We start from the raw sequence: 22961 nt of genomic DNA, 5'->3' as shown, positions 1-22961 counted from the left end.
TATTTATCTGACAATAACGACATATCGCAGCTCGATCCAGGCAACCGGGCGGGCTGGGCGCATGGGGCGGCTTTCGCGCCCCATGCCGGCATCAGGCGGGAGCGACGACCGTGATACGGATATCGCCCACGCTGACGACCTGGCCGGCGCGGATCTTGGCGGTCTTGCGCAATTCCTTCTTGCCATCGACCTTCACCACGCCGCTATCGACCATGACCTTGCCTGCGCCACCGCTGTCGCACAAGCCGACCAGCTTCAACAGCTGGTTCAGCTCGACGAACTCGGATGTTAAATCAAAGCTTACTTTTTGCATTGTATCCCTTATTGCAACGATGTGTTTTCAACACTGAATGACAGTGTCAACTAAGGTCATAGTTTACATGAAGCGAGGGGGAATGCAGGCTGAGCCTTAACTTTTGTTGGGCTGCGTCATCTCCAGTGGCACGATCCACGCATGGAATTGCTCTTCCGTTACATAACCCAGGGCCAGTGCCGCTTGCTTCAGGGTCGTGCCTTCATGCTGGGCCTGCTTGGCGATTTGCGCCGCCTTGTCGTAGCCGATGTGTGGCGCCAGCGCCGTGACCAGCATCAGGGAGCGCTCCATCAGTTCGGCGATGCGGTCACGGTTCGGCGCGATGCCGTGCGCGCAATGTTCGTCGAAGCTGCGCATGCCGTCGCCCAGCAGGCGCGCGCTTTGCAGGAAGTTGTGCGCAATCAAGGGCTTGAAGACATTCAGCTCGAAATTACCCGAGGCGCCACCCAGCGTGATGGCGACGTCGTTGCCGAACACCTGGCAGCACAGCATGGTCAGTGCTTCGCACTGGGTGGGATTGACCTTGCCCGGCATGATGGAACTGCCCGGCTCGTTTTCGGGGATGGTGATTTCACCGAGGCCGGAACGGGGGCCGGACGCCATCCAGCGCACGTCGTTGGCGATTTTCATCAGCGCCGTGGCCAGGGTTTTCAGCGCGCCATGGGCGGCCACCAAGGCATCATGGGCGGCCAGGGCGGCAAACTTGTTGCTGGCCGTCTCGAACGGCTGGCCCGTCAGGCGTGCCAGTTCCGCCGCAATGCGGCCGGCAAATTCCACGTGGGCATTCAAGCCCGTGCCCACGGCCGTGCCGCCGGCGGCCAGCTGCAGCAGCGGCGGCAGCGATGCCGTGATGATGTGCTCGGCAAAGTCCAGCTGCGCCACATAGCCGGAAAATTCCTGGCCCAGGGTCAAGGGCGTGGCATCCTGCAAATGGGTGCGGCCGATCTTGACGATGTCGGCAAACTCCGTGGCCTTGGCGTCGAGCGTGGCGCGCAGTTGGCGCAGCGGCGGCAGGACCGTGTTGGCGACGGCAAGGGCGGCCGCCACATGGATGGCGGTGGGAAAGATGTCGTTCGAGGACTGGCCCAGGTTGACGTCGTCGTTCGGGTGCAGCAGGCGTTCGGCGCCGCGCAGGCCGCCGATCAGTTCGGAGCCGCGGTTGGCCAGCACTTCATTCATGTTCATATTGCTTTGCGTGCCGGAGCCCGTCTGCCAGACGGCCAGCGGGAATTCCGCGTCATGCTTGCCGGCCAGCACTTCGTCGGCCGCCTGTGTGATGGCGATGGCCTTCTTGCCATCCAATAGGCCCAGGTCCAGGTTGACGTGGGCGGCCGCGCGCTTGACGGTGGCCAGGGCGGCGATCAGTTCAGGCGGCATCTTTTCCGTGGAGATATGGAAGTGCTCAAGCGAGCGCTGTGTCTGCGCTCCCCACAGCCGGTCGGCGGGTACGTCGATCGGGCCGAAACTGTCGCGTTCGATTCTGCTGCTCATGGCATCCCTTTCATCGATGGAGGTGGATCGAGTGTACTCCAGACGTCAAAAAGACACAGGATGATGCTGTATTGCATCATTTTTACCTTGGTCCATCTATATTTTTGCGATTTCCTGCCGTTAAAGACAGACGCGTTCCCCTTATCTATCTTGTTATCAAAGCGATCAGTCCATGCACAGCAGCATTGTTACCCGTTGGTCCCTGATCGCGTGCGCCGCCGCCAGCCTGGTCTTGCCGCCCGTGATGGCGGCCGAACTGGGCGAGATGGCGGTGCTGTCGCACGTGGGCCAGCCCTTGCTGGCCGAGATCGAACTGACGGCCCTGACTCCCGAAGAGGCCGGCGGCGTGGCCGTGCGCCTGGCCTCGCCCGATGTGTACCGGGGCGGCGGCATCGGCATGGACCCGGCCTTGCAAACCTTGATGATCAGCCCGCTGGAACGCGGTGGGCGGCAGTATGTGCGCGTGACAACCCGGCAAGCGATTCAGGCCGGTCATGTACATTTGTATTTGTTATTGGGTAATGGTAGCGGCGCCGTCGTGCGTCTGGGTACGCTGTGGCTGACGCCGGCACCGCCCGCCGCCGTCGCCGCTGCCAGTGCGCCGGTCACGCCAGTCAGGCCCGTCATTCCGGCGCCCGTGCCTGTGCCGCTGCCGCGCGCTGCGTCCGGCACGCCGCCGCCCGATGCCGCCGCGCTGGCAGCGCGCGCGCGGGCCGAGGGACTGGTGCGTCCGGCGCGCGTGTTCGTGCCGCCGCTTGCCGTGCCTGCGCCAGCTGCTCCCGCGCTGCGTCCGCCGCCGCCGCGCCGCGCCAGGGCGCCCGTCGCCGCTTGCGCGCCTCAGGTGGATGCTGGGCAGGCGCAAGCGTGCGTGGCGCTGGATGAGAAAAATGCGGCCCTGAATGACAAGCTCGGTGAATTGGAGGGCAAGATCGGCGCCTTGCAAAAGGCGCTGGCGCTGCCCGCCACCGCCGCCGCTGTGCCGGCTGCCGCGCCGGCCGAGGCGCAGGCGCCGCATGCCCGGCCCCAGCCCCTGCACGCGGCGCCGGCAGCCGACAAGGAAAAGAAAACGGGCGGCAACGGCTTGCTGTGGCTCGGTATCGGCACCGTGGCCTTCCTGTTGTTGACGGCGGCGATCGTGTATGTCGTGCGCAAGCGCAGGCAGGTGGCGGGGCCGGGCGCGCCGTCGAAATACTGGGTCCTGCTGCGCAAGCCGTTCGGCCGCAAGAAAGAGGTGCCGGTACTGACGGAGGCGGTGGAGGAAGGGCCGGCCGCCGGGCCGGAAACGGAGCCGTTCTCGCGTTAATGCTGCTGCAAGGCCGCGCTAAAAATTTGATATAAAAAAAGATATTCAAAAAAGACAGAAAAATGCTGTTCCATCGTGTTGCCTATTTTTTAAAGATGGTGATATGATTAACTCAGTGGACTTGCTCTACGACAAAACAGCCCCAGCCTGTCGCAGTCACCAACGATAGTGTGGCGCGGCAAACAGGTGTAGCGTTGCATAAACGCCTGGGACTGGAAGCGGTTTGCGATGCCGACGATGTGCTCGCGAACGCCGGATGCAACCGGCAGCGAGGCGACGCCAGGAGATACCTGGGGTTCGCCTTCCAAATTCCCCCTCCTTGCTTTTTGAGTGCCGCAGATGGCGCGCTCCCCGGCACGGCGGCAGACGTAAAAAAAGCACCCTCGGGTGCTTTTATCGTTTCTGGCGTGGCAAGCTTGCTTATTTACATGCGGGCGCGCGATCCCGGCATGATGTTCGACAGCTGCGTCATCCACGGTTCCGTGATGGCGCGGATTTCGCGGTCATTGGCCAGGATTTGCTTGAGCAAGTCGATCTTGCGCAGGCGCGAGGCGCCGGCCTGGGCAGGCATGCTGCCCGTCAAGGCCGCGCTGGCGGCGCTGGCGCACTGGTTTTCCAGGGTATCGAGGCCATCCCAGTCGCTCGAACGTGCGGCCACGACCATTTTGTTGGTCATTCCTGCAATATTTTCATACATCGAGAGAACGTCGTTGGAGGTCATGAGCACACCCGTAACTAGTGAATGGATTACCGCTTGTCCAGATTAGCGGCAGGTTCAGCGGGAACTTGAGGGTGTTTTTGAAAAAAAAGTGAAAATAATGTGCATGGTTTTGCCTGGCCACCGGAATCGCCCGCAAAACCCGCATGGATGCTGGGGTGACGATTCCGGCCGCGATCGGTTTATTTGACGAGTTCTTCCAGTCCCGCGCTCAGTTCGGCAGGCGGCGGCATCCTGTCCACCAGCACGGACGGCGGCAAATCGAGCGCTTGAGCCACTTCATTCGGGTAGCAGGCGATGATTTCTTCATTGCTCAACGCATTTTCCTCGACGCGCGCGCGCCAGGACGCCAGGTGCACGATGGCGGCCAGGCGGTTCAGGGGCATCTTGGCCAGCGGATCGGGAAAGGCGGCGATGGCCTCGGCAAAGGTGCTGGGGAACTTCCAGCGGCGCGTCAGTTCGGCGCCCACTTGCGCATAGTCATAGCCCAGCGACACGCGTTCCGCATCCAGCCGGCGCGCATCGAGCGGCGGTGCGATCTTGTCGAGCTGCATGGCTTGCTCGGGCATGGCGGCATGGATCACCAGTTGTCCGATCGCATGCATCATGCCGACGGTGAACGCCAGGTCCTGGTTGTCGCCCGTCTGTCTGGCGATCCAGCGGGCCGACACGGCGCTGTGCAGGCTGTAGCGCCAGAACTGCGGCAGATTCAGGCCGGGCACGCTCTTGTAGCCGCTGACCAGGCCCGAGCTGATGACGAGGGTGCGCACGGTCACAAAACCGAGCATCAGCACGGCGTCTTCCACCGTGCCGACGCTGCGCGAGACGTGGTAATAGGCCGAGTTGGCCAGCCGCAGCAGCTTGGCGCTCAGCACCGGGTCCGCTCCCAGCTGGCGCGCGATGTCTTCGGTGGCAATGGCGGGGTTGTCGAAACTGCGCACCAGTTCATTGACGATCTTCGGGGCGACAGGCAGGGCGTGGGGTTGCTGGAACAGCGCTTCCAGTTGCATGGCAATCTCCTTTGGCGTACACGCGGCACGGGGTCGTTCAACTATAAGCCGATTTTTTGTCCGCATGCAAAAAAGTTTGGGGATGGTTCTCGGGCCCAGAAAAGGTATGATTTCAGGCTATGATTTTGGCTATTTTCATCGAAAGGATCGCCATGCACGGTTTGCGTTTTTCCTGTTCCCGTATGCCAGTCCAGGCTGCCATCGTCCTCGCCCTGGCCGGCGTCTCGCTGGCCGGTTTGCCGGCCCAGGCGCATGGCCAGGCCGCCGGCGCCACTGCCGCTGTCCCCGTCAAAGTCTTGCCTGGTGACGACTTCTATGACTACGTGAATGGCGACTGGCTGCGCAGCACCGAGATTCCCGCCGACCGCAGCAGCTGGGGCTCGTTCGCCATCCTCGCCAACGCGACCAACGAGCGCATCATCGGCCTCGTCGAAGGCCTGGCGGCGGCGCCACAGGCGGAGGCATCCGCGCGCCAGGTCAGCGATTTTTACCGTTCCTGGATGGATGAGGCGGCTATCGAAGCGAAAGGCTGGGTGCCGATCAAGCCACTATTGAGCAAGATCAATGGCATACGCGACCAGGCGGGCCTGGCCCGTGCGCTGGGCGAGAGCTTGCGCGCCGATGTCGACCCGCTCAACGCCACCAATTTTTATACGGAAAACCTGTTCGGCCTGTGGGTGGCGCAAGACTTGAACGACACCACGCGCAACGTGGCCTACCTGCTGCAGGGCGGGCTGGGTTTGCCCGACCGCGCCTTTTACCAGGGCGACAGCGCCCGCATGCAGGGCTTGCGCACGGCTTACCAGGCGCATATCGCCGCCATGCTCCGGCAGGCCGGCTACAGCGATGCGGCGGGCCGCGCCGCGCGCGTGTTTGCGCTGGAGCAGCAGATTGCCGCCAGTCACGCCAGCCGCGAAGATTCGGCCGATGTGGCCAAGGGCAATAACGCGTGGCGCGCCGCCGACTTCGCCAGCAAGGCGCCGGGGCTGGACTGGCAAGCTTTCTTCCAGGCGGCAGGGCTGGGCCAGCAGACGGACTTCATCGTCTGGCATCCGACGGCCATGACGGGCAGCGCCGCGCTGGTGGCAAGCGTGCCGCTGGCCACGTGGAAGGATTTCCTGGCCTTCCACGCCATCAACCATTTCAGCACGATTCTGCCGAAGGCCGCCGCCGGGCAGCACTTCGCCTTCTACGGCAGCACCCTGAGCGGCACGCCGCAGCAGTCGCCGCGCAGCAAGCGGGCGCTGGCGGCGACGAATGCGGCCCTGAGCGATGCCGTCGGCAAGCTGTACGTGGAACGTTATTTCCCGCCGGAATCGAAAGCCCGCGTGCAAGACATGGTGACGAATATCGTCGCCGCCTTCTCGCGCCGCATCGACAAGCTGGACTGGATGGCGCCCGCCACCAAGGCGCAGGCGCAGGAAAAACTCAAGACCCTGTACGTGGGCGTGGGCTATCCCGAGCGGTGGGACAGCTATGCGGGCTTGCGCGTGGTGCGCGGCGACGCGCTGGGCAATGTGCAGCGGGCGGAACAGTTTCACTATCGCCAGGAACTGGCCAAGCTGGGCCAGTCGCCCGACCGCAAGGCCTGGGCCATGCCGGCGCAGCTGGTCAACGCCGTCAACCTGCCGCTGCAAAATGCGCTCAATTTCCCCGCCGCCATCCTGCAGCCGCCATTTTTCGACCCGCAGGCGTCCGATGCGGCCAACTATGGCGGCATCGGCGCCACCATCGGCCACGAGATCAGCCACAGCTTCGACGACCAGGGCGCGCAGTTCGACGCCCAGGGCAAGCTGCGCGACTGGTGGACGCCGGCCGACCTGGCGCATTTCCAGTCGGCATCCCAGCAGTTGGTGGCGCAGTTCGCGGCCTACAAGCCGTTTCCCGACCTGGCAGTGAATGGCGAGCTGACCCTGAGCGAAAACCTGGCCGACCTGGCCGGCGTGGCGGCCGCGCATGATGCGTTCACGCTGTCGCAACAGGGCAAGCCGGCGCAGGCGAACGCGGACCGCGATTTCTTCATCGGCTACGGCGTCAGCTGGCGCAGCAAGGCGCGCGAAGCGGCGGCGCGCCAGCAAATCCTCACGGATGGCCATGCGCCGGCGCAATACCGCGCCGCCACCGTGCGCAACCTCGACGCCTGGTATCGGGCCTTCGACGTCCAGCCGGGGCAGCAGCTGTACCTGGCGCCGCAACAGCGCGTGCGCGTCTGGTAGGCATAAGCGCTGCCGGCCAGGGAGTCGGCCGGCAGCGTAAAATGCGCCCATCGATGACAGGAGCGCCATGAAGCCGACCCCGCAGCAAGATCAGCAAGACCCCATCCACACCATCACGGGGCGCACGCTGGCCCATTACGATGCCAGCGCCGAGCAGTTTTTCGAAGGCACGCGCGACCACGATGTCAGCCAGAACATCGCCGCGCTGCTGGGGGCCATCGGCAAGCCTGCGCCTTTGGAAATTCTCGACCTCGGTTGCGGCCCGGGCCGCGACCTGAAGGCGTTCACGGCCATGGGCCATCACGCCACGGGCGTCGATGGCTGCCCCCGCTTCGTCGAGATGGCGCGCGCCTACAGCGGCTGCACCGTGTGGCAGCAGGATTTCGTCGACCTCGATCTGCCTGCCGCGCACTTCGACGGCGTGTTCGCCAATGCCGTGCTGTTCCACGTGCCCAGCGCCGTCTTGCCCGGCGTGCTGCGCGCCCTGTACGCCTGCCTGAAGCCCGGTGGCGTACTGTTCAGCTCGAACCCGCGCGGGCAGAACCAGGAAGGCTGGAATGGCGCGCGCTATGGCAGCTACCACGACGAAGCGACATGGGCCGCGTACGTGCAGGCCGCCGGTTTTACCCTGGTCGAGCAGTACTACCGTCCACCCGGCTTGCCGCGCGACCAGCAGCCGTGGCTGGCCACCGTGTGGCGCAAGGATTTGAAGGCCTGATCGACGATGTTGGCACTGTGTTAGGAACCGTACAGAGCCTTTGATCCTCGTTGCGTACTATGGACACATCGACACGCAGCAAGCAGTGTGCAACAGCGTGTGAGCCGCAGTACCGGCCTTTGCGGGCTGGATAACAGATGTACCAACTACAGTGAGGATCCATCATGAACAAAGATCAAGTCGAAGGTAAACTGAAGGAAGTCGGCGGTAAAATCCAGGAAGCCGCTGGCAAAGTCGTCGGCAACGAAGAACAGCAAGCCAAGGGCCTGGCAAACCAGGTCGAAGGCAAAGTGCAGAAGAAGGTTGGCGATGTCAAGGATGCGGTAGAGACCATCACCCGCAAGCCATAATTCTGGCAGCACGAATGTAAAAAACCGCCGCCTGTCGCAAGACAGGCGGCGGTTTTCATTTGTGGGCGCGCTTTACTTCGCTACGCCCAGGTTCTGCTTGAAGAACATCTCAATTTTCTTGTACACGTGGCGCTGGCCCGCGCGCGACGAGATGCCGTGCTTGGCGCCCGGGTACGTCATCAGGTCGAATTGCACGCCGCGGTTCACCAGCGCGTCGATCAGGCGCGTGCTGTTGCTGAACAAGACGTTGTCGTCGGCCATGCCGTGCACCAGCAGCAGCGGCGACTTCAAGCCGTCGAGGTGGGCGAACACGGTGCTGGCCTTGTAGCCGTCCACGTTTTCCTTCGGCATGCCGAGGAATTGCTCCGTGTAGTGGGTGTCGTACAGCGACCAGTCGGTCACGGGCGCCACGGAAACACCCATGGCGATCTTGTCGGATGCTGCCGACAGCAGGCGCAGGGTCATGAAGCCGCCGTAGCTCCAGCCGAACACGCCAATGCGTTTCGCGTCAACGAAACTTTGCTTGCCCAGCCAGTCGATGCCGACCAGTTGATCGGCCACTTCGGCCGCGCCCAGGTTGTGATAGATGGCGTCCGTGAAGGCGCGCTCGCGGCGCGAGGAACCCCGGTTATCCAGGCGGAAGACGACAAAGCCTTGCTGCGCCATGTACTGGTCGAAGTTGTTGCCCCAGCGGCGCGCCACGTGCTGCGAGTGCGGGCCGCCATACGTCGACAGGTAGACGGGATAGCGTTTGCCCGCGTCGAAGTTCGACGGCTTGACGATCGAATAGTGCAAGGTCTGGCCATCGTTGGCTTTCAGGGTGCCGTACTCCGTTGGCAGGTGGTCGGCCTTGTACTTGAAATACGGATGGCTGGCGTTGAGCGCATTTTCTTCCAGCCAGCCCACCATGGCGCCGTCCGGGCGGCGGATGCTCACCTGCGGCGGCGTGGCCGGGTCGGAATACGTGTCGACGAAGACTTCGCCATTGCGCGAGAACGTCGTGTCGTGCCAGCCATCGGCTTTCGTCACGCGCTGCGGCTTGTCGGCCGTGCTGCCATCGAGGGCCAGGGCGTAGGTCTGCTTGTCGATCACGGCGTCGCGGTTCGACGCGACATACACCTTGCCGGTTTTCTGGTTCACGGCCAGCACGCTGTCGATGCCCCATGCGCCCGACGTGACCGGGTGCAGCAGCTTGCCGTTCATGTCGTACAGGTACAGATGGTTGCGGCCCGTGCGCTCGGACGACCAGAGGAAGGTACCGTTCGACAGGAAGCGCAGGTCGTCATGGATGCTGACCCAGGTTGTCGACGTTTCCGTCAGCAGGGTGCGCTGCGCCAACGTCGCTGCATCGACGGCCACCAGATCGAGGGTCTTCTGGTCGCGCGACTGGCGCTGGTAGACCAGCGACTTGCCGTCCGCGCTCCAGTCGGCGCGCACCAGGTAGATGTCCGGGTTCGTGCCCAGGTCCACCTGGCGCTGCGCGCCCGTTTCCGGCGAGACGATCAGCAGCTGCACCAGCACGTTCGGGTCGCCGGCGGCAGGGTAGCGCTGCTCGACGACGTCGGTGCGGTCGGCGAAGATTTCAAAGCGGCGCACGACGGGCACCGGTGCTTCGTCATAGCGTTTGTAGGCGATGGCGGAATCGTCGGGGGCCCAGTAGTAACCGGTGCGCTGGCCCATTTCTTCCTGCGCCACGAATTCGGCTTCGCCGTTGCGGATCGTGCCCTTGCCATCGGTGGTCAGCTGGCGTTCCTTGTCCGTCTTGAGGTCGATCACATAGATGTTTTGATCGCGCACGAACGACACGTAGCGGCCTTTCGGCGAGATTTTCGGGTCCAGCACATTGCCCTTGGCGACCAGGCGCGCCTTGTCCGGATGGGCCGCGTCGACCAGGTACAGATTGCCGGCCAGCGGCACCAGCAGCTGCTTGCCATCGGGCGACCAGCTGTAGCTGAGAATGCCGTTCAGGCTGGCCGTGCGCTCGCGTTCGCGGCGCGCCTGCTCTTCGGGCGAAATCGTTTCATTCGGCACCAGCGCCTTCGAGTCGACCAGGCGGTGTGTGCTCTTGTCCTTCAGCTTGAATTCCCACAGGTCGAGCTGGAACTGGTTGTCGGCGCGGCCGCGCAGGAACGTGACGCGCTCGCCGTCGGGCGAGACCTTCAGGTTGCGCACGCCGGGGCCGGCCAGCGCCGGATCGGCGTGAATGCGTTCCAGGGTCAGCTTTTCAGCCGATGCGGGAACGCAGGCCATCGCGGCCAGAAAACAAAAAATAAAACGCATGGATGTCTCGGTAGTTGGAAGGGGAATGGCACTGCATGTCGAGGCAAGCTTGAGCATTGCCTAAGCGTAAGACGATACCAGAGCGTGCCTGTTTATGCGATAGCTCCGGCCACGGAATAAGACTGTCATGGCCGTATTTCCTTCGTCAAAAATATCCAGTCACCGCCCATTCCATGGCGTTTTTCCTGGCTCAGGCCAATATTGACCCATTGATCACCGTCAGGCAGGCGCCGCCTATCCACGCATGGCCGGCGCGGAAATGGACGGCCACGCGGCCGTCGCGCTGCAAGCAGGTGCCTTGGCGGACCGTGTAGTCGCCGCCCGCCAGCAGCTGCGCGATGCAGGCGTTGGCGCTGCCCGTGACGGGGTCTTCCACCAGCGCGCCATGCTCGCTGAGCAGCGCGCGCACTTCGTAGTCGGCCGGGCCACCCGCCGCATGGGCGCCGTACAGCGCCAGGCCGTCCGCCCGGGCGGCGGCCAGCAATGCCGTCAGCGCCGCGATGTCGGCATCCACGGCCAGGCAGGCGGCGGCGCTTGCCAGCGGCACGCACAGCCAGCGGATGCCCATCTCGACCACGCTGCCGGCGGCGGCCGGGACACCGCACAGCGCCGCCTGCAGCAGCGGCAGCAGGGCCGGGTCGAGCGGGCGCGTGGTGCACGGCGGCGCCTGGAACGCCAGCACGCCGCCTGCCTGCCGTTCAATTGGCACCAGGCCGACGCCGCATTCCTGCACGATGTGCGCGCCTTTCGGCCGCAGTCCCGCGTCGAGCAGGGCGTGCGCCGTGCCCAGGGTCGGGTGGCCGGCGAACGGGAACTCCGTCTCAGGCGAAAAAATCCGCACGCGGTAGTCGGCTGCCGGGTCGCGCGGGGCCAGCGCGAAGGTGGTTTCCGACAGGCCCGTCCAGCGCGCGATGGCCTGCATCTGCGCGCCATCGAGGCCATCGGCGCCCAGCACCACGGCCAGCGGATTGCCCATGAAGGGCACGCTGCTGAAGACATCGACTTGCCTGAAGGGGCGGGGCTGTGGCATGGCGGTTTCCTTGTCGGCTTATCGGGCGGCGCGCAGGCGCTGCAGCGACAGCCGGTTCAGATACCAGGTCAGCAGCACGGCGGCCACCGTCAGGCCCGTGACGAGGCCGATCCAGAAACCGGCGGCGGCCATCGGTTCAGCCGGCGACCAGATGAAGCCTTGCGGCGCGAGGCCCAGCACATAGCCGATCGGCAGCGAGAAACCCCAGAACGCCAGCAACTGGATCAGCATCGGCTGGCGCGTCACCTTGTAGCCGCGGATGGCGCAGGACGTGGCCACCTGCGTGGCGTCGGACAGCTGGAACAGGGCGGCGAACAGCAGCAGCTGCGCGCACAGTTCCTGCACCTGAGGATCGGACGTATAGGCTTGCGCGATCTGGTGGCGGAAGACGGTGATCAGGGTGGCCGAGACGATGGCCGCCGTCAGCGACATGGCCACGCCCACCCATGAAATGAAGCGCGCGCGGCGCAGATTGGCTTCGCCCACGGCATGGCCCACGCGCGTCACCAGCGCGATGCCGAAGGTGAGCGGCACCATGAAGACGACGGACGAGAAATTCAGGGCGATCTGGTGCGCCGACACCTGGATCACGCCGAAGCGCGCCACCAGCAGGCTGATGACGCCAAAGGCGCTCACTTCGGCAAAGTAGGTCACGCCGATGGGCAGGCCCAGGCGCAGCATGGGGCCGATGGACGACATCTGCGGCCATTCCCAGTGCGTGAAGGGATACGTGGCGTGGTAGGCGGGCGCGATCCTGATCCAGGCCAGCATGGCCAGCAGCATCATCCACACGCAGCAGGTGGTGGCCACGGCGCAGCCCACGCCGCCCATTTTCGGCATGCCCCAGTGACCGTAGATCAGCAGGTAGTTGACGAGAATGTTCAGCGCCAGCGCGGCCAGCGCGATGACCATCACGGGCTTGGTCTGGTTGATGCTGGTGCTGTAGCCGTACAGCGCGCGGTAGGCGGCGAACGGCGGCAGCGCGCAGCTGATGATGTGCACGAACAGCTTGGCCTTGGCCGCCACGGCAGGTTCGAGCATCAGGTGGTCGAACACCAGCGCCGCCATGTTCGTCAGCAGGCAAGCCACCAGGCCGACCAGCAGCGCCTTCCACAGCGACTGGCGCACGATGTGCGGCACCTGGTCGTGGCGCGCGGCGCCGATTTCATGCGCCACCAGGGTATTGATCGCCATCATGATGCCGCTCACGGTGACGAGCACGATGGACCAGATGGCCGCGCCCAGCGACACGGCCGCCAGTTCCTCGGGATTCGTATGCCCCGTCATCGCCACGTCGGCCGCGCCCATGCCGACGGTGGCCAGCTGGCCGATCAGGATGGGCCAGGCCAGCTTCCATAATGACGATACTTCGGTGCGGACGGCGGGCAGGGTGAACGAGGTTGTGTGTGGCATGGGTGGCAAGCTTAACTAAACACAAGATTCTACCGGCATTCGCCGTACTTGTCCGCCGCGGCATCCCTGGCGCCCGGGCGCGGTAATCATTTGTTACAGCTTAGAGCCTCTCCCAGTAGATGAATACATCCCCTGCTGGCGCCCCTCAGAAGCGGGGACTGCGTTGATCGTCGTTGCGTGGCTCGCCACGCGTCCTCCTCACGCCTTGTCCGCGCTCCTGATGCGCTGCCAGCAGAAGACGCTCCCTACTGGGATAGGCTCCAAGTTGGCCGGTCGCGGATAGACTGCGCGCTCTCTGGCAAAATGACCAGATAGTCACACCGTACTATCCTGACTATGGAGTAAGACCATGTTGAAGAAAGCCTTGAACTGCGCCCTGTTGCCGGGCGCCACCATGACGGCCGAACTGGCCGGCGCCGGCGAACTGACCCTGTATTCGCGCGACGATTGTCACGGCCGCTCGCGAACCGTGCGCGATGCCGTCGCCGACCTGGAAGATGTCCGTTTCAACGACACGACGCAAAGCCGTGCGCGTGCGCTCCGGCGATTGGGAAGTGTGCGAGGACGTGGATTTCCGTGGCCGCTGCCGCACGCTGGGTCCCGGCGAGTACGCGAGCCTGGAACGCCTGAGCAACCGCATTTCGTCGGTGCGCGAAGTGCGCTGACGCGGGGCAGGCAAGAATAGCCGGTCCCTGCGGGAGCCGGCTATTGCTTTTGGTAACAATTTATTGTGCTTTTCCCATACTTTGTTACACCGTTTTTTCTACGGATGGCTACACTGACATCAGTTGTCATGTCGCCATCAACGAAGGCACCTGGGAAGTATGCACGGACTCGCAGTTCAACGGCACCTGCGAGCGCATGGGGCCGGGCAAGTATGAAGTGCTGAACCTCGCTGCGCCGCCTGTACTGAGCGTGTGATCGGGTTTTGTCCCTGGCCTTGTATTTGTTACACTAGCATCCTGGCGCAACAGCCAGGCAAATCATCACCGAAGAATGAAGAATGGAGTTAATCATGACGGGCCCTTTCAAACATGCTGCGGCATGCGCCGCAACCTTGCTGCTGTCGCTGGCGGCCCACGCCGGCGCCCATGCGGGCGAGATCACCCTGTTCGAGGACGACAATTTCCGTGGCCGCGCCGTGACCCTGCGCGAGACGACGGATGATTTGTCGCGCATGGGCTTCAACGACAAGGCGTCGAGCATCATGGTACGTTCGGGTACGTGGGATGTGTGCACGGACTCCGGTTTTCGCGGCAATTGCAAGACCCTGGGGCCGGGCGAATACCGCTCCTTGCCGGGCATGAACGACGCCATCACATCGGTGCGCGAATCGGGCCGCGGCGATGGCTACAATCCGGGGCGTCCGGGACGCGATCCAGACCGTGGCAATGGCGGCTATGGCCGTGGCGGCACGCTGGAAGTGTATTCGGGCGCCGGACAGAATGGCGGCTCGGCGCGCCTGAACCGCGATACGGACGATTTCGTCGGCATCGGTTTCAATGACCGCACCACCAGCATCGTCATCCATAACGGCTACTGGCAGCTGTGCAGCGATTCGAACTACCAGGGCACCTGCCGCATTTTCGGCCCCGGCCGCCACGATGACCTGGGGCGTGGCCTCGATGGGCGCGTCTCGTCGGCGCGCATGGTCGACGAGCGCGAAGCGCGTCGCCAGCAGCAGTACGATCAACAGTACCAGCGGCCGCAATACGAGCAGCAGTATCAGCAGCCGCAGTACCAGCAGCGCGGCGCCGTCCTGCTGTTCCCCGAGGCGGGCATGCGCGGCGAACCGCTGGCACTGGACCGCAATGCGGAAGACCTGGTGCGCTACAACTTCAATGACCGGGCCTCGTCCATCGTCGTCAACGAGGGCCAGTGGGAAGTGTGCAGCGATTCGAACTTCCGTGGCCGCTGCGAAGTGATCGGGCCGGGCGAATACGGTCGCCTGAACAACATGGAAAACCAGATTTCCTCGCTGCGCCGCGTGCGCTGATTCTCTCCAGTACACATGCTGACAGGCCGCCTGCCGGGTTGCTCCCGCCGGGCGGTTTTTACATTCGCTGCCGTGCGCTGACATTTGCTTGCCCTTTGTTACACTCGCCGCCTGCCGCCTGGACTACACTGGCGAAAATGTAATCAGTATTGGAGTTGTCATGGTTCGATCTTTCCGGCCCGCGCTGCTGTGCGCGGCCACCTTCCTCGCCCCCCTTGCCGCATCCGCGGGCGAAATTACCTTGTTCGAGGACGCCGGTTTCCGCGGCCGCCAGGTCACCCTGCGTTCCGACGCGGGCGATTTGTCGCGCATGGGCTTTAACGACAAGACGTCCAGCGTCATCGTGCGCTCGGGCACCTGGGAAGTGTGCAAGGACGCCAACTACCGGGGCAGCTGCCGGACCTTCGGGCCGGGGCGCTACGACAGCATGCCGGGCATGAACGACGCCATTTCCTCCGTGCGCGAAGCGGGGCGCCCCGGCCATGGCGGCGGCCACCGCCCCGATCACCGTCCTTACCCGCCGCGTCCTCCGCGTCCGGAGCCGGAGCGTCCTCATCCCGGTTATCCAGGCCATGGCGGCGGCCACCGTCCCGACATGAATGGCGCCGTGCTGATGTTTCCTGACGCCGGCATGCGCGGCCGGCCCGTGCGCCTGGACCGAGAAGTGCGCGACTTGAGCCGCTATGGCTTCAACGACCGCGCCGAATCGATCGTCGTCAATTACGGCCGCTGGGAGTTCTGCGTCGATGCCAACTTCCGTGGTCGCTGCGTGGTGATGGGGCCAGGCAGCTACGGCCGCCTGCACGGTGGTCTCGACCGCCGCATTTCCTCGCTGCGCCGCGTGCGCTAGGCGTTTCGGCCTTCCCTTCCAGCGCCCGCGTGCCCCATGTTTCGCGGGCGCTGTTGTATTGTGCGCACGCTATGTCACAGTCAATTCGTGTACTCTTCCCATAGGCAGTTCAACCATGGGGAGCAAACGCGGTGGAATACAAGGACTACTACAAGGAGCTTGGCGTCGAAAAGACGGCGACCGAGGCCGAGATCAAGAAGGCGTACCGCAAGCTGGTACGCAAATACCATCCCGACGTGAGCAAGGAACCGGACGCGGACAAGCGCACCAAGGCCCTGAATGAGGCCTATGGCGTGCTGGGCGACGCGGAAAAGCGCGCCGCCTACGATGAACTGGGCCGCAACCAGGGGGCGCAGGGCCAGCCCTTCCGGCCGCCGCCGGACTGGGGTTCGGGTTACGAATCGTCGGGCGCCGACGACAGCGACTTCTTTGCCGACCTGTTTGCCCACGTGGGCGGGCGCCGCCGCGCCGGCGGCAGTTTCCAGATGCAGGGTGAAGACAGCCACGCCGCCATCACCATCGATTTGCACGACAGCTACCATGGCGCCAAGCGCCACATCGTCATGCGCGTGCCCGAAGCGGATGCGCAAGGCCACGTGGTGACGCGCGAGCGCACGCTCGAAGTGACGATACCGAAAGGCGTCACGGAGGGCCAGCAGCTGCGCATGAAGGGGCAGGGTAATCCCGGCAGCGGCGGCGCGCCCGCCGGCGACCTGTATCTGGAAATCCGCTTCCAGCCCGATGCGCGCTACAAGGTGGAAGGGCGCGACGTGTTCGAGACGGTGCCCGTGACGCCATGGGAAGCGGCGCTGGGCGGCGACATCGCCGTGCCCACGCCATCGGGCACGGTGGCCGTCACGGTGCCGCCCAATTCGCAGACGGGGCGCAAGCTGCGCCTGAAGGGGCGCGGCATTCCCGCCGCCCAGCCGGGCGACCTGTATCTGCTGCTGGAAGTGGTGCTGCCGCCGGCGAACGATGACAAGGCGCGCGAATTGTATGCAACCATGGCGCGCGAGATGGCTTTCAATCCGCGCCAGAAGCTGGGAGGGTAAATCATGACAAACAAGGTAATTGGCGAACTGCTCGAAGATCGTGCCCTGAGCCTGGAGGAACTGGCGCGCGCCTGCGCCGTGGAGCCGGACTGGGTGGTGCGGCATGTGCAGACGGGCGTGCTGCTGCAAAATGGCCCGCCGGCGGGGCAACTGACGGCCTGGCGCTTCACCAGCCTGGATCTGGTGCGCGCGCGCCGCCTGCACGAAATCGAATCCGTGTTCGATGCGAACGCCGAACTGGCCGCGCTGGTGGTCGATCTGTCGGAAGAAGTGGCGCGCCTGCGCCGCCGCCTGCACGTGCTGGGCGTCGAGTAACCCTCAGGCCGGGTCGCCGTGCCGCTGCACGGTGATCCTGCCGATATAAAACTGCCCGTCGATGACCACCCGGTGCGGTATGCCGGCCACGTCGAAGCCGGGGCCGCCGTCTTCCATCCATTCCAGCGCCAGCGAGTCGAACTGCTGCGGCGTCATGCGCAGCATCTGCGCCGTGATGACGAAGCGCGCGCCAGGTTTTTGTTTGTTGACGAAGTCGTCGATGCCGGCCATGGTGGTTCCTTTTGATACTGATCAATGTGTGGGCGCATGATACCCGCCCGCGCGCGCATCTAAAAGACTTGTTCCAGCAGCGGCAACTGCTCCGCAAAGCGCTCGGTGAGCCACTTGCCCGCCTGGCCGGGCGGCGTGTCGGCGCGCTGGATCAGGTAAATCGGATAATTCTCGCCCTTGTCGACGGCCAGCGGCAGGTGCACCAGCCGTCCCTGCGTCAAATCTTCGCGCACCATCGCTTCGGGCATGTTGCCCCAGCCCAGGCCCGCGCGCAGCAAGGCGTGCTTGGAACCGAGGTCGCCCAGGCGCCAGTTGCGCAATCCCAGCACGCCGAAATCCTGGCCCTGCGTCAGGTCGCTGCGGTCGCTGAGCACCAGCTGCACGTGTTCGCGCGCCACGATGGAGGCGATCGGGCCTGCCAGCTGCGCCAGCGCGTGGCTGGGCGCGGCCACGGGAATCAGGCGCACGTGACCGACGGCCAGGCGCTCGAAGACGCTGGCCGTGGCCGTCATCCAGCCACCGAGGCCGAGGTGGCAGCTGCCATCCATCACCAGCTGCGCCACGGCGCCCATGGCTTCGATGCGCAGGCGCAGGGCGACGGTGGGGAACTGCGCCTGGAACGCTTCCAGAACGCGCACCAGCACGCAGGTGGGGAACATCACGTCGACCACCACCGACACTTCCGCCTCCAGCCCGCCGGCCAGCGCCTTGGCGCGCGCGCGCATGCCATCGACCTTCAGGGCCACGGCGCGCGCATCGGCCAGCAGGGCCTTGCCCGCGTCCGTCAGGGTGGGCTTGCGCTTGCCGCGGTCGAGCAGCACCACATTCAGTTGTTCTTCCAGGTTGGCGATGGTGTAGCTGATCACCGACTGCGTGCGGTGCAACTGGCGCGCCGCATGGGCGAAGCCGCCCGCGTCGATGACGGCGACAAACACGCGCAACTGGTCGAGCGAAGGCTGGCCCGGTTCTCTCATGGAAACTCCCTATCTAAAAATTCGATGCTAACCATTGATATTTATACGGTTTCATCGATGGTAGACCCGAACTATGCTGTGTGCAAGGGCTGCGACGTGGCCCATCCCCTCATCCATTTCCACAGGAGCAATTCATGAGCAAGGTTTTGTACATCAATAGCAGCGTGCGCAACAGCGGTTCCCTGTCGCGCCAATTGTCCGGCGAATTCGTGGCGAAACTGGCCGCGCAAGGCGCCAGCGTGGTCGAGCGCGACCTGGCCGCGCAACCCGTGCCGCACCTGACGGAGGAGGTGATGGGCGCCTTCTTCACGCCGGCAGAGCAGCGCAGCGCGCAAGCGGCCGCCGCCGTGCAGCTGTCCGATACCCTGGTCGACGAATTGCTGGCCGCCGACGTGCTGGTGCTGGCCGCGCCCATGTACAATTTTTCCGTGCCCTCGACCCTGAAGGCGTGGATCGACCACGTGGCGCGCGCGGGCCGCACTTTCCAGTACACGGCGACGGGACCCGTCGGCCTGGCCACGGGCAAGAAAGCGGTTATTTTCACGGCCAGCGGCGGCGTCTACAGCGCAGGCCCGGGCGCCGCGTATGACTACCTGAGCACCTATCTGCGCACGGCGCTGGGCTTCATCGGCATCACCGACATCGAGTTCGTGCAGGCCGAAGGCGTGGCCATGGGCGAGGATGCCGTCGCCAGCGCGATCGCCAAGGGCCGCGCTTCGATCGAAGCACTGGCAGCCTGAACCAGGCCTTCAGAGCGGTGCCACTCTGCCATGGTTGACATCAGCTTGCCGGCGGCACGCCCCGTGTCAGCCTGGCGAGCGGTTCTCCATGACAACTTCATCCAGCGCTAATCACAGCGTACTCCAGCATGCCCCCCGCGTTCGGTACAGGGTTGCCCTGCAATAATTTTTTCGCATCGTCTATACTTTCAGCTTGCACAAGTAGATAGCCCGACAAGTGTGCCTGCACCGGCCTGGCCGTTGCAAGCAGATACTTGCGTGTCGTCATGCATGCAGATGATGTAGTCATTCATCCTTTTCTCCTGTGCCGCGTGATAAAAAGAGAGCTGAATTGAGTAGCCTGAGCAATCGCGAGCGCAAGGTTTTACCCTCACCGCGTCAGTCCGTAGAGACAAGCTGTCCGGCCATGTCATTTTTGGAGCGCACATCGTGCCGATAAAGTATGTTGATTTTTATGAAGTAAATTACACGGCAGAGCGCTTGCGGGGCTGCAAACTATGGGGCGCGTACGTCGCCATCTATGCCCCCTCGTCCAACCCCATGCACCGGGTGAATCTGCTGCGCAAGCGCCGGGTGTCGGCCGACCACCCGTTTACCACGGAAGCGGACGCCATGGCGGAAGCGGGCGAGGTGGCCGTCAAGCTGGTCGAGCGGCGCCGGCGCCGCTATGTCTTCCACCCCTGATGCCATTGCGCCGCATCCTGCAGCGCGCGCCAGGGCAGAATCTGCACGCGGCCGGAATGCACGGCCTCCAGTTCCACGTGCGTGACGGGCGCATCGGGCGTGGCAGCTGCGCACAGCTTGATGACGAGGAAGTGTTTTTCCTTGTTGGCTGGCGTGACGGCCGTCCATTTGCTGTTGAGTAATTTGTTCGGACGCAAGTTATTGCGCTTGAGAAGGTTCATGGCGGCTCCCGGATTGGCGTGATGGTGATGTTGCCATTATCATGCAATACCCGCCACGCACGAGGACCGCCATGAAACGCCAGCTGCACCTGCTCGTCATCGACCCGCAAAACGATTTTTGCGATTTATCTCCCGCCTGGCTGCCGCAGGATGCGGCGCCGGCCCTGCCCGTGCCCGGCGCCCACGCCGACATGCTGCGCGTGGCGCAGCTGATCCGCGAAGGGGGCGGCGGGCTGACGCAGATCAGCGTGACCCTCGACGCCCACCACCGCTACGACATCGCCCATCCCGCCTTCTGGCGCACGGGCGATGGCGGCCCCGTCGCGCCGTTTACGCAGATCAGCGCGCAGCAGGTGCGTGACCGCCTGTTTCTGCCCGCCGCCAGCGGAGCCTTGCCGCGTGTGCTGGCCTACCTCGATGCCTTGCAGCAAGCGGGGCGCTATCAATTGATGGTGTGGCCCGTGCATTGCGAGATCGGCAGCTGGGGCCAGAATATCCACGCGGCCGTGCGCGCCGCCTACAACGCCTGGGAAGTGGCCAACTTGCAAGTGGTGGCCAAGCTGAGCAAGGGTTCGAATCCATGGACCGAGCATTACTCGGCCGTCATGGCGGAAGTGCCCGACGCGCAGGATGCGGCCACCCAGCTCAATCGTGCCTTCCTCGACACCTTGCTGCCGGCGCAGCAACTCTACCTCTGCGGCGAAGCGGGCAGCCACTGCGTGAAAGCCAGCACCGAGCATATCGCCGATTACCTGGAAGCGCAGCAGGGGAAACCGGCGCTGGCACGGCTGGTCTTGCTGACGGACTGCATGAGCCCCGTCACGGGTTTCGCAGCGCAGCAGCGCGACTTCCTGGCCGCCATGCGCGAGCGCGGCGCGCGGCTGGCCACGTCCGCCGAGGTCTTGCCGGAATTGCTGGCCAATGCGCTGGCCTGAGCCATTGTCGAGCGTGCCCTGCTGAAATGCTGGCAGTGGCGTACTATTCTGGCTTCAGGAAGTTGGAGAAAACACACATGACCCCGATAGTGCGCAGTTTGCTGGAAACCGATCTGTATAAATTTACAATGTGGCAAGCATTGCTGCACGGTCATCCGAATACCCATACCGAATACGAATTTGTCTGCCGCAACGCCACCGCCTTTCCCCTGGCCGAGCTGAAGGGCGAGCTGGAAGAACAGCTCGACCATCTGTGCTCAATGTCGTTTGCCGACGACGAACTGGCCTATCTGCGCACCCTGCGCTTCATGAAGAGCGATTTCGTCGACTTTTTGACGGTGTTCCGCTTCCAGCGCAAGTTCATCGACGTCAGCACCGATGGCGACACCCTGCTGGTGCACGCGGCCGGGCCGCAGGTGCACGTGATGGGCTTCGAGATTTTCGTGCTGTACATCATCAACGAACTGTATTTCCGCCGCTTTGACCTCGATGCGGCCATGCGCGAAGGGCGCCACCGCCTGGGCTTGAAAGTGGCGGCCGTCAAGGAATTCGGCAAGCTGCCGCGGCGTAAACACCCGTTTGAATTTTCCGACTTCGGTGTGCGCCGGCGCTTTTCCGGCGCCTGGCACGACGAGGTGGTGCAGCGCCTGGCGCAGGAAGTACCCGAATATTTCAAGGGCACGTCGAATGTGTACCTGGCGAAAAAGCTCGGTATCGTGCCGATCGGCACCATGGCGCATGAATACATGCAGTCATTCCAGTCCTTCGGCGTGCGCCTGCGCGACTTTCAAAAGGCGGCACTGGAAGACTGGGTGCAGGAATACCGCGGCGACCTGGGCATCGCCCTGACGGACGTCGTGGGCATGGATGCCTTCCTGGCCGACTTCGACCTGTATTTTGCCAAGCTGTTCGACGGCTTGCGCCACGATTCGGGCGACCCCGTCGAATGGGGCGAAAAGGCGCTGGCCCATTACGCGGCCCTGCGCATCGACGCCAATACCAAGCGCCTCGTGTTTTCCGACGGCCTGGACCTGGACAAGGCGTTCGCCCTGTACCGGCATTTCGCCGACCGCATCATGACGGGTTTCGGCATCGGCACCAATCTCACCAACGACGTGGGTTTGACGCCGCTCAACATCGTCATGAAACTGGTGCGCTGCAATGGCCAGTCGGTGGCGAAACTGTCGGATTCGCCGGGCAAGACGCTGTGCAAGGATGAAACCTTCCTCGCGTATTTGCGCCAGGTGTTTCACCACCCTGCAGTGCAGGTGCCTGACTAAAACCCCGTCAGCACCGTGTTCATGTGCTCGACCTGGGGCGGGGCGGCAAAGAATTCGCCCACCAGGCCACGCCATGCCTGGAAGTCGTCGCTGCCGCGGAAATGCACGGTGTGGTCTTCCAGGGTGCTCCAGCCGACCACCAGGCGGTAGGCATCGCCATTTTCGATCGAGCGCTCCAGGCGCATCGATTCGCAGCCACGCGCGCGCTGGAACAGGGGCACGGCTTTGGCGACGGCCGCTTCGAAGGCGTCATGCGTGGCCGATTTGATCTGGATGTGGGCAATTTCATAAATCATGGCAAGTTCCACTGTGGAATGAAGGAAGCTCGATCTTGCCATAGTTTGGCCGCGCGGGGGAGGGTGTCAGCCCGCCTGCGCGTGTTTGCCTGCACCGGTGTCTGCACGCCTGACCGTGCGCTGTTCGATATCGCAGCCGTTGCAGGCCTGCACGATGGCGTGCGCCCGCTCGCGCTCCTGTGGCGTGCCGATGGCCACGACGAGGCGGAACATGCCGCGCCACGCCGCCTTGCCCTGTACGGGCACGGCTTCGTCGTCGACCGTGTCGAGCTGCACGGCGTGCGCGGCGAAGCCAGCGTCGAGCAGGGCGCTGCGGGCCTGCTGCGCATCGCTGAAATGGTCGAAGATACGGATCAGGGCCGCAGCGACAAGAGGGTTGGCAAGGGGGCTGGTGGAGGTGTTCATGGCCAGGCTTTCAGGGAGGGGTATCCGAATTTGACCTGCGAGCCTGCAAGAAATTCTGTCTCAGCCTGTAAAATCCTCGATCAAGGCGTGAAAATTTGATAAATATCCAGTATGGCCGCCAAGTCGCGCTAAGATACGCC

The 22961-nt window shown here is 63.9% G+C and carries 25 protein-coding genes; 13 read left to right on the top strand and 12 right to left on the bottom strand.

Translation table 11 applies throughout. From position 1 onward, the window contains the following. Nucleotides 1-91: 91 nt before the first annotated feature. Nucleotides 92-313 (bottom strand): RNA-binding S4 domain-containing protein, encoded by a 222-nt coding sequence (locus tag ACP7DW_RS07810; RefSeq protein WP_071079051.1) that lies wholly within the window; start codon nt 311-313, stop codon nt 92-94. Nucleotides 314-409: 96 nt separating this feature from the next. Continuing rightward, nucleotides 410-1804, bottom strand: a complete 1395-nt coding sequence (fumC, locus tag ACP7DW_RS07805; RefSeq protein WP_426054649.1) for a class II fumarate hydratase — start codon at nt 1802-1804, stop codon at nt 410-412. 172 nt (nt 1805-1976) lie between these two features. Here fumC and ACP7DW_RS07800 point away from each other — a divergent pair, with 172 nt between their 5' ends. Further along, the gene (locus tag ACP7DW_RS07800) at nt 1977-3107 is read left to right on the top strand and encodes a type IV pilus assembly protein FimV (protein WP_426054650.1); all 1131 of its coding nucleotides are present in this window, start codon (nt 1977-1979) and stop codon (nt 3105-3107) included. 424 nt (nt 3108-3531) lie between these two features. On the opposite strand, the gene ACP7DW_RS07795 is transcribed toward ACP7DW_RS07800, so the two are convergent. Both ACP7DW_RS07795 and ACP7DW_RS07790 read right to left on the bottom strand, forming a co-directional pair. After that, nucleotides 3532-3783, bottom strand: a complete 252-nt coding sequence (locus ACP7DW_RS07795) for a flagellar protein FliT (protein WP_426054651.1) — start codon at nt 3781-3783, stop codon at nt 3532-3534. A gap of 224 nt (nt 3784-4007) precedes the next feature. Then, a complete protein-coding gene (locus tag ACP7DW_RS07790; protein WP_426054652.1) occupies nt 4008-4835 on the bottom strand; it encodes an HDOD domain-containing protein in 828 nt (275 codons plus the stop codon). A gap of 182 nt (nt 4836-5017) precedes the next feature. On the opposite strand from ACP7DW_RS07790, the gene ACP7DW_RS07785 reads away from it, so the two are divergent. From ACP7DW_RS07785 to ACP7DW_RS07775, 3 genes are all read left to right on the top strand, one after another. Further along, the gene (locus ACP7DW_RS07785) at nt 5018-7051 is read left to right on the top strand and encodes a M13 family metallopeptidase (protein ID WP_426054653.1); all 2034 of its coding nucleotides are present in this window, start codon (nt 5018-5020) and stop codon (nt 7049-7051) included. Nucleotides 7052-7118: 67 nt separating this feature from the next. Then, entirely contained in the window at nt 7119-7769 is a 651-nt protein-coding gene (locus ACP7DW_RS07780; RefSeq protein WP_426054654.1) for a class I SAM-dependent methyltransferase, read from the top strand. Between the two features lie 164 nt (nt 7770-7933). Further along, complete coding sequence (locus tag ACP7DW_RS07775) at nt 7934-8119, top strand: CsbD family protein (RefSeq protein ID WP_071079044.1); 186 nt, start codon at nt 7934-7936, stop codon at nt 8117-8119. A 72-nt stretch (nt 8120-8191) separates the two neighbouring features. On the opposite strand, the gene ACP7DW_RS07770 is transcribed toward ACP7DW_RS07775, so the two are convergent. From ACP7DW_RS07770 to ACP7DW_RS07760, 3 genes are all read right to left on the bottom strand, one after another. After that, nucleotides 8192-10399: a S9 family peptidase gene (locus ACP7DW_RS07770; RefSeq protein ID WP_426054655.1), complete on the bottom strand. Its 2208-nt coding sequence runs from the start codon at nt 10397-10399 to the stop codon at nt 8192-8194. 190 nt (nt 10400-10589) lie between these two features. After that, a complete protein-coding gene (locus ACP7DW_RS07765; RefSeq protein WP_426054656.1) occupies nt 10590-11429 on the bottom strand; it encodes a PhzF family phenazine biosynthesis protein in 840 nt (279 codons plus the stop codon). A gap of 18 nt (nt 11430-11447) precedes the next feature. Further along, nucleotides 11448-12842, bottom strand: a complete 1395-nt coding sequence (locus tag ACP7DW_RS07760) for an MATE family efflux transporter (RefSeq protein ID WP_426054657.1) — start codon at nt 12840-12842, stop codon at nt 11448-11450. 476 nt (nt 12843-13318) lie between these two features. On the opposite strand from ACP7DW_RS07760, the gene ACP7DW_RS07755 reads away from it, so the two are divergent. The 5 genes from ACP7DW_RS07755 (at nt 13319) to ACP7DW_RS07735 (ending at nt 17055) form a co-directional block, all read left to right on the top strand. Beyond that, a complete protein-coding gene (locus ACP7DW_RS07755; RefSeq protein WP_426054658.1) occupies nt 13319-13507 on the top strand; it encodes a beta/gamma crystallin-related protein in 189 nt (62 codons plus the stop codon). A gap of 350 nt (nt 13508-13857) precedes the next feature. Next, complete coding sequence (locus tag ACP7DW_RS07750) at nt 13858-14838, top strand: beta/gamma crystallin-related protein (protein ID WP_426054659.1); 981 nt, start codon at nt 13858-13860, stop codon at nt 14836-14838. A gap of 160 nt (nt 14839-14998) precedes the next feature. Then, nucleotides 14999-15688: a beta/gamma crystallin-related protein gene (locus tag ACP7DW_RS07745; protein WP_426054660.1), complete on the top strand. Its 690-nt coding sequence runs from the start codon at nt 14999-15001 to the stop codon at nt 15686-15688. 131 nt (nt 15689-15819) lie between these two features. Further along, entirely contained in the window at nt 15820-16740 is a 921-nt protein-coding gene (locus ACP7DW_RS07740; RefSeq protein ID WP_298410865.1) for a DnaJ C-terminal domain-containing protein, read from the top strand. A gap of 3 nt (nt 16741-16743) precedes the next feature. Then, nucleotides 16744-17055 (top strand): MerR family transcriptional regulator, encoded by a 312-nt coding sequence (locus tag ACP7DW_RS07735; protein WP_071079037.1) that lies wholly within the window; start codon nt 16744-16746, stop codon nt 17053-17055. A 3-nt stretch (nt 17056-17058) separates the two neighbouring features. Here ACP7DW_RS07735 and ACP7DW_RS07730 read toward each other — a convergent pair whose 3' ends face one another. Together ACP7DW_RS07730 and ACP7DW_RS07725 are read right to left on the bottom strand one after the other, a co-directional pair. Beyond that, the gene (locus ACP7DW_RS07730) at nt 17059-17286 is read right to left on the bottom strand and encodes a hypothetical protein (RefSeq protein WP_141172049.1); all 228 of its coding nucleotides are present in this window, start codon (nt 17284-17286) and stop codon (nt 17059-17061) included. Nucleotides 17287-17345: 59 nt separating this feature from the next. Then, the gene (locus ACP7DW_RS07725; protein WP_298410866.1) at nt 17346-18260 is read right to left on the bottom strand and encodes a LysR family transcriptional regulator; all 915 of its coding nucleotides are present in this window, start codon (nt 18258-18260) and stop codon (nt 17346-17348) included. A gap of 134 nt (nt 18261-18394) precedes the next feature. Here ACP7DW_RS07725 and ACP7DW_RS07720 point away from each other — a divergent pair, with 134 nt between their 5' ends. Together ACP7DW_RS07720 and ACP7DW_RS07715 are read left to right on the top strand one after the other, a co-directional pair. Continuing rightward, nucleotides 18395-19000 carry an FMN-dependent NADH-azoreductase gene (locus tag ACP7DW_RS07720; RefSeq protein ID WP_426054661.1) on the top strand — a complete coding sequence of 202 codons (606 nt, stop codon included), beginning with the start codon at nt 18395-18397 and terminating at the stop codon, nt 18998-19000. A gap of 429 nt (nt 19001-19429) precedes the next feature. Continuing rightward, nucleotides 19430-19684, top strand: coding sequence for a hypothetical protein (locus tag ACP7DW_RS07715; protein ID WP_099760320.1), 255 nt, complete (start codon nt 19430-19432; stop codon nt 19682-19684). Here the strand turns inward: ACP7DW_RS07715 and ACP7DW_RS07710 are convergent. Beyond that, nucleotides 19666-19905 (bottom strand): TIGR02450 family Trp-rich protein, encoded by a 240-nt coding sequence (locus tag ACP7DW_RS07710; protein ID WP_426054663.1) that lies wholly within the window; start codon nt 19903-19905, stop codon nt 19666-19668. The genes ACP7DW_RS07715 and ACP7DW_RS07710 overlap by 19 nt on opposite strands. 71 nt (nt 19906-19976) lie before the next feature. Here ACP7DW_RS07710 and ACP7DW_RS07705 point away from each other — a divergent pair, with 71 nt between their 5' ends. Together ACP7DW_RS07705 and pncB are read left to right on the top strand one after the other, a co-directional pair. Further along, nucleotides 19977-20840: a cysteine hydrolase gene (locus ACP7DW_RS07705; protein ID WP_426054664.1), complete on the top strand. Its 864-nt coding sequence runs from the start codon at nt 19977-19979 to the stop codon at nt 20838-20840. Nucleotides 20841-20917: 77 nt separating this feature from the next. Then, nucleotides 20918-22120 (top strand): nicotinate phosphoribosyltransferase, encoded by a 1203-nt coding sequence (pncB, locus tag ACP7DW_RS07700; protein ID WP_298410872.1) that lies wholly within the window; start codon nt 20918-20920, stop codon nt 22118-22120. Here pncB and ACP7DW_RS07695 read toward each other — a convergent pair. Beyond that, a complete protein-coding gene (locus ACP7DW_RS07695) occupies nt 22117-22416 on the bottom strand; it encodes an antibiotic biosynthesis monooxygenase family protein (RefSeq protein ID WP_071079029.1) in 300 nt (99 codons plus the stop codon). The genes pncB and ACP7DW_RS07695 overlap by 4 nt on opposite strands. A gap of 66 nt (nt 22417-22482) precedes the next feature. Then, nucleotides 22483-22821, bottom strand: coding sequence for a hypothetical protein (locus ACP7DW_RS07690; protein ID WP_426054665.1), 339 nt, complete (start codon nt 22819-22821; stop codon nt 22483-22485). Nucleotides 22822-22961: the final 140 nt, after the last annotated feature.

The organism is Janthinobacterium sp. PSRC1-1 (genome assembly GCF_049897525.1).
Lineage (GTDB): Bacteria > Pseudomonadota > Gammaproteobacteria > Burkholderiales > Burkholderiaceae_D > Janthinobacterium > Janthinobacterium tructae.
Note: the sequence above shows the minus strand (reverse complement) of the source record. Positions and strands in the feature narration are given on the sequence as shown.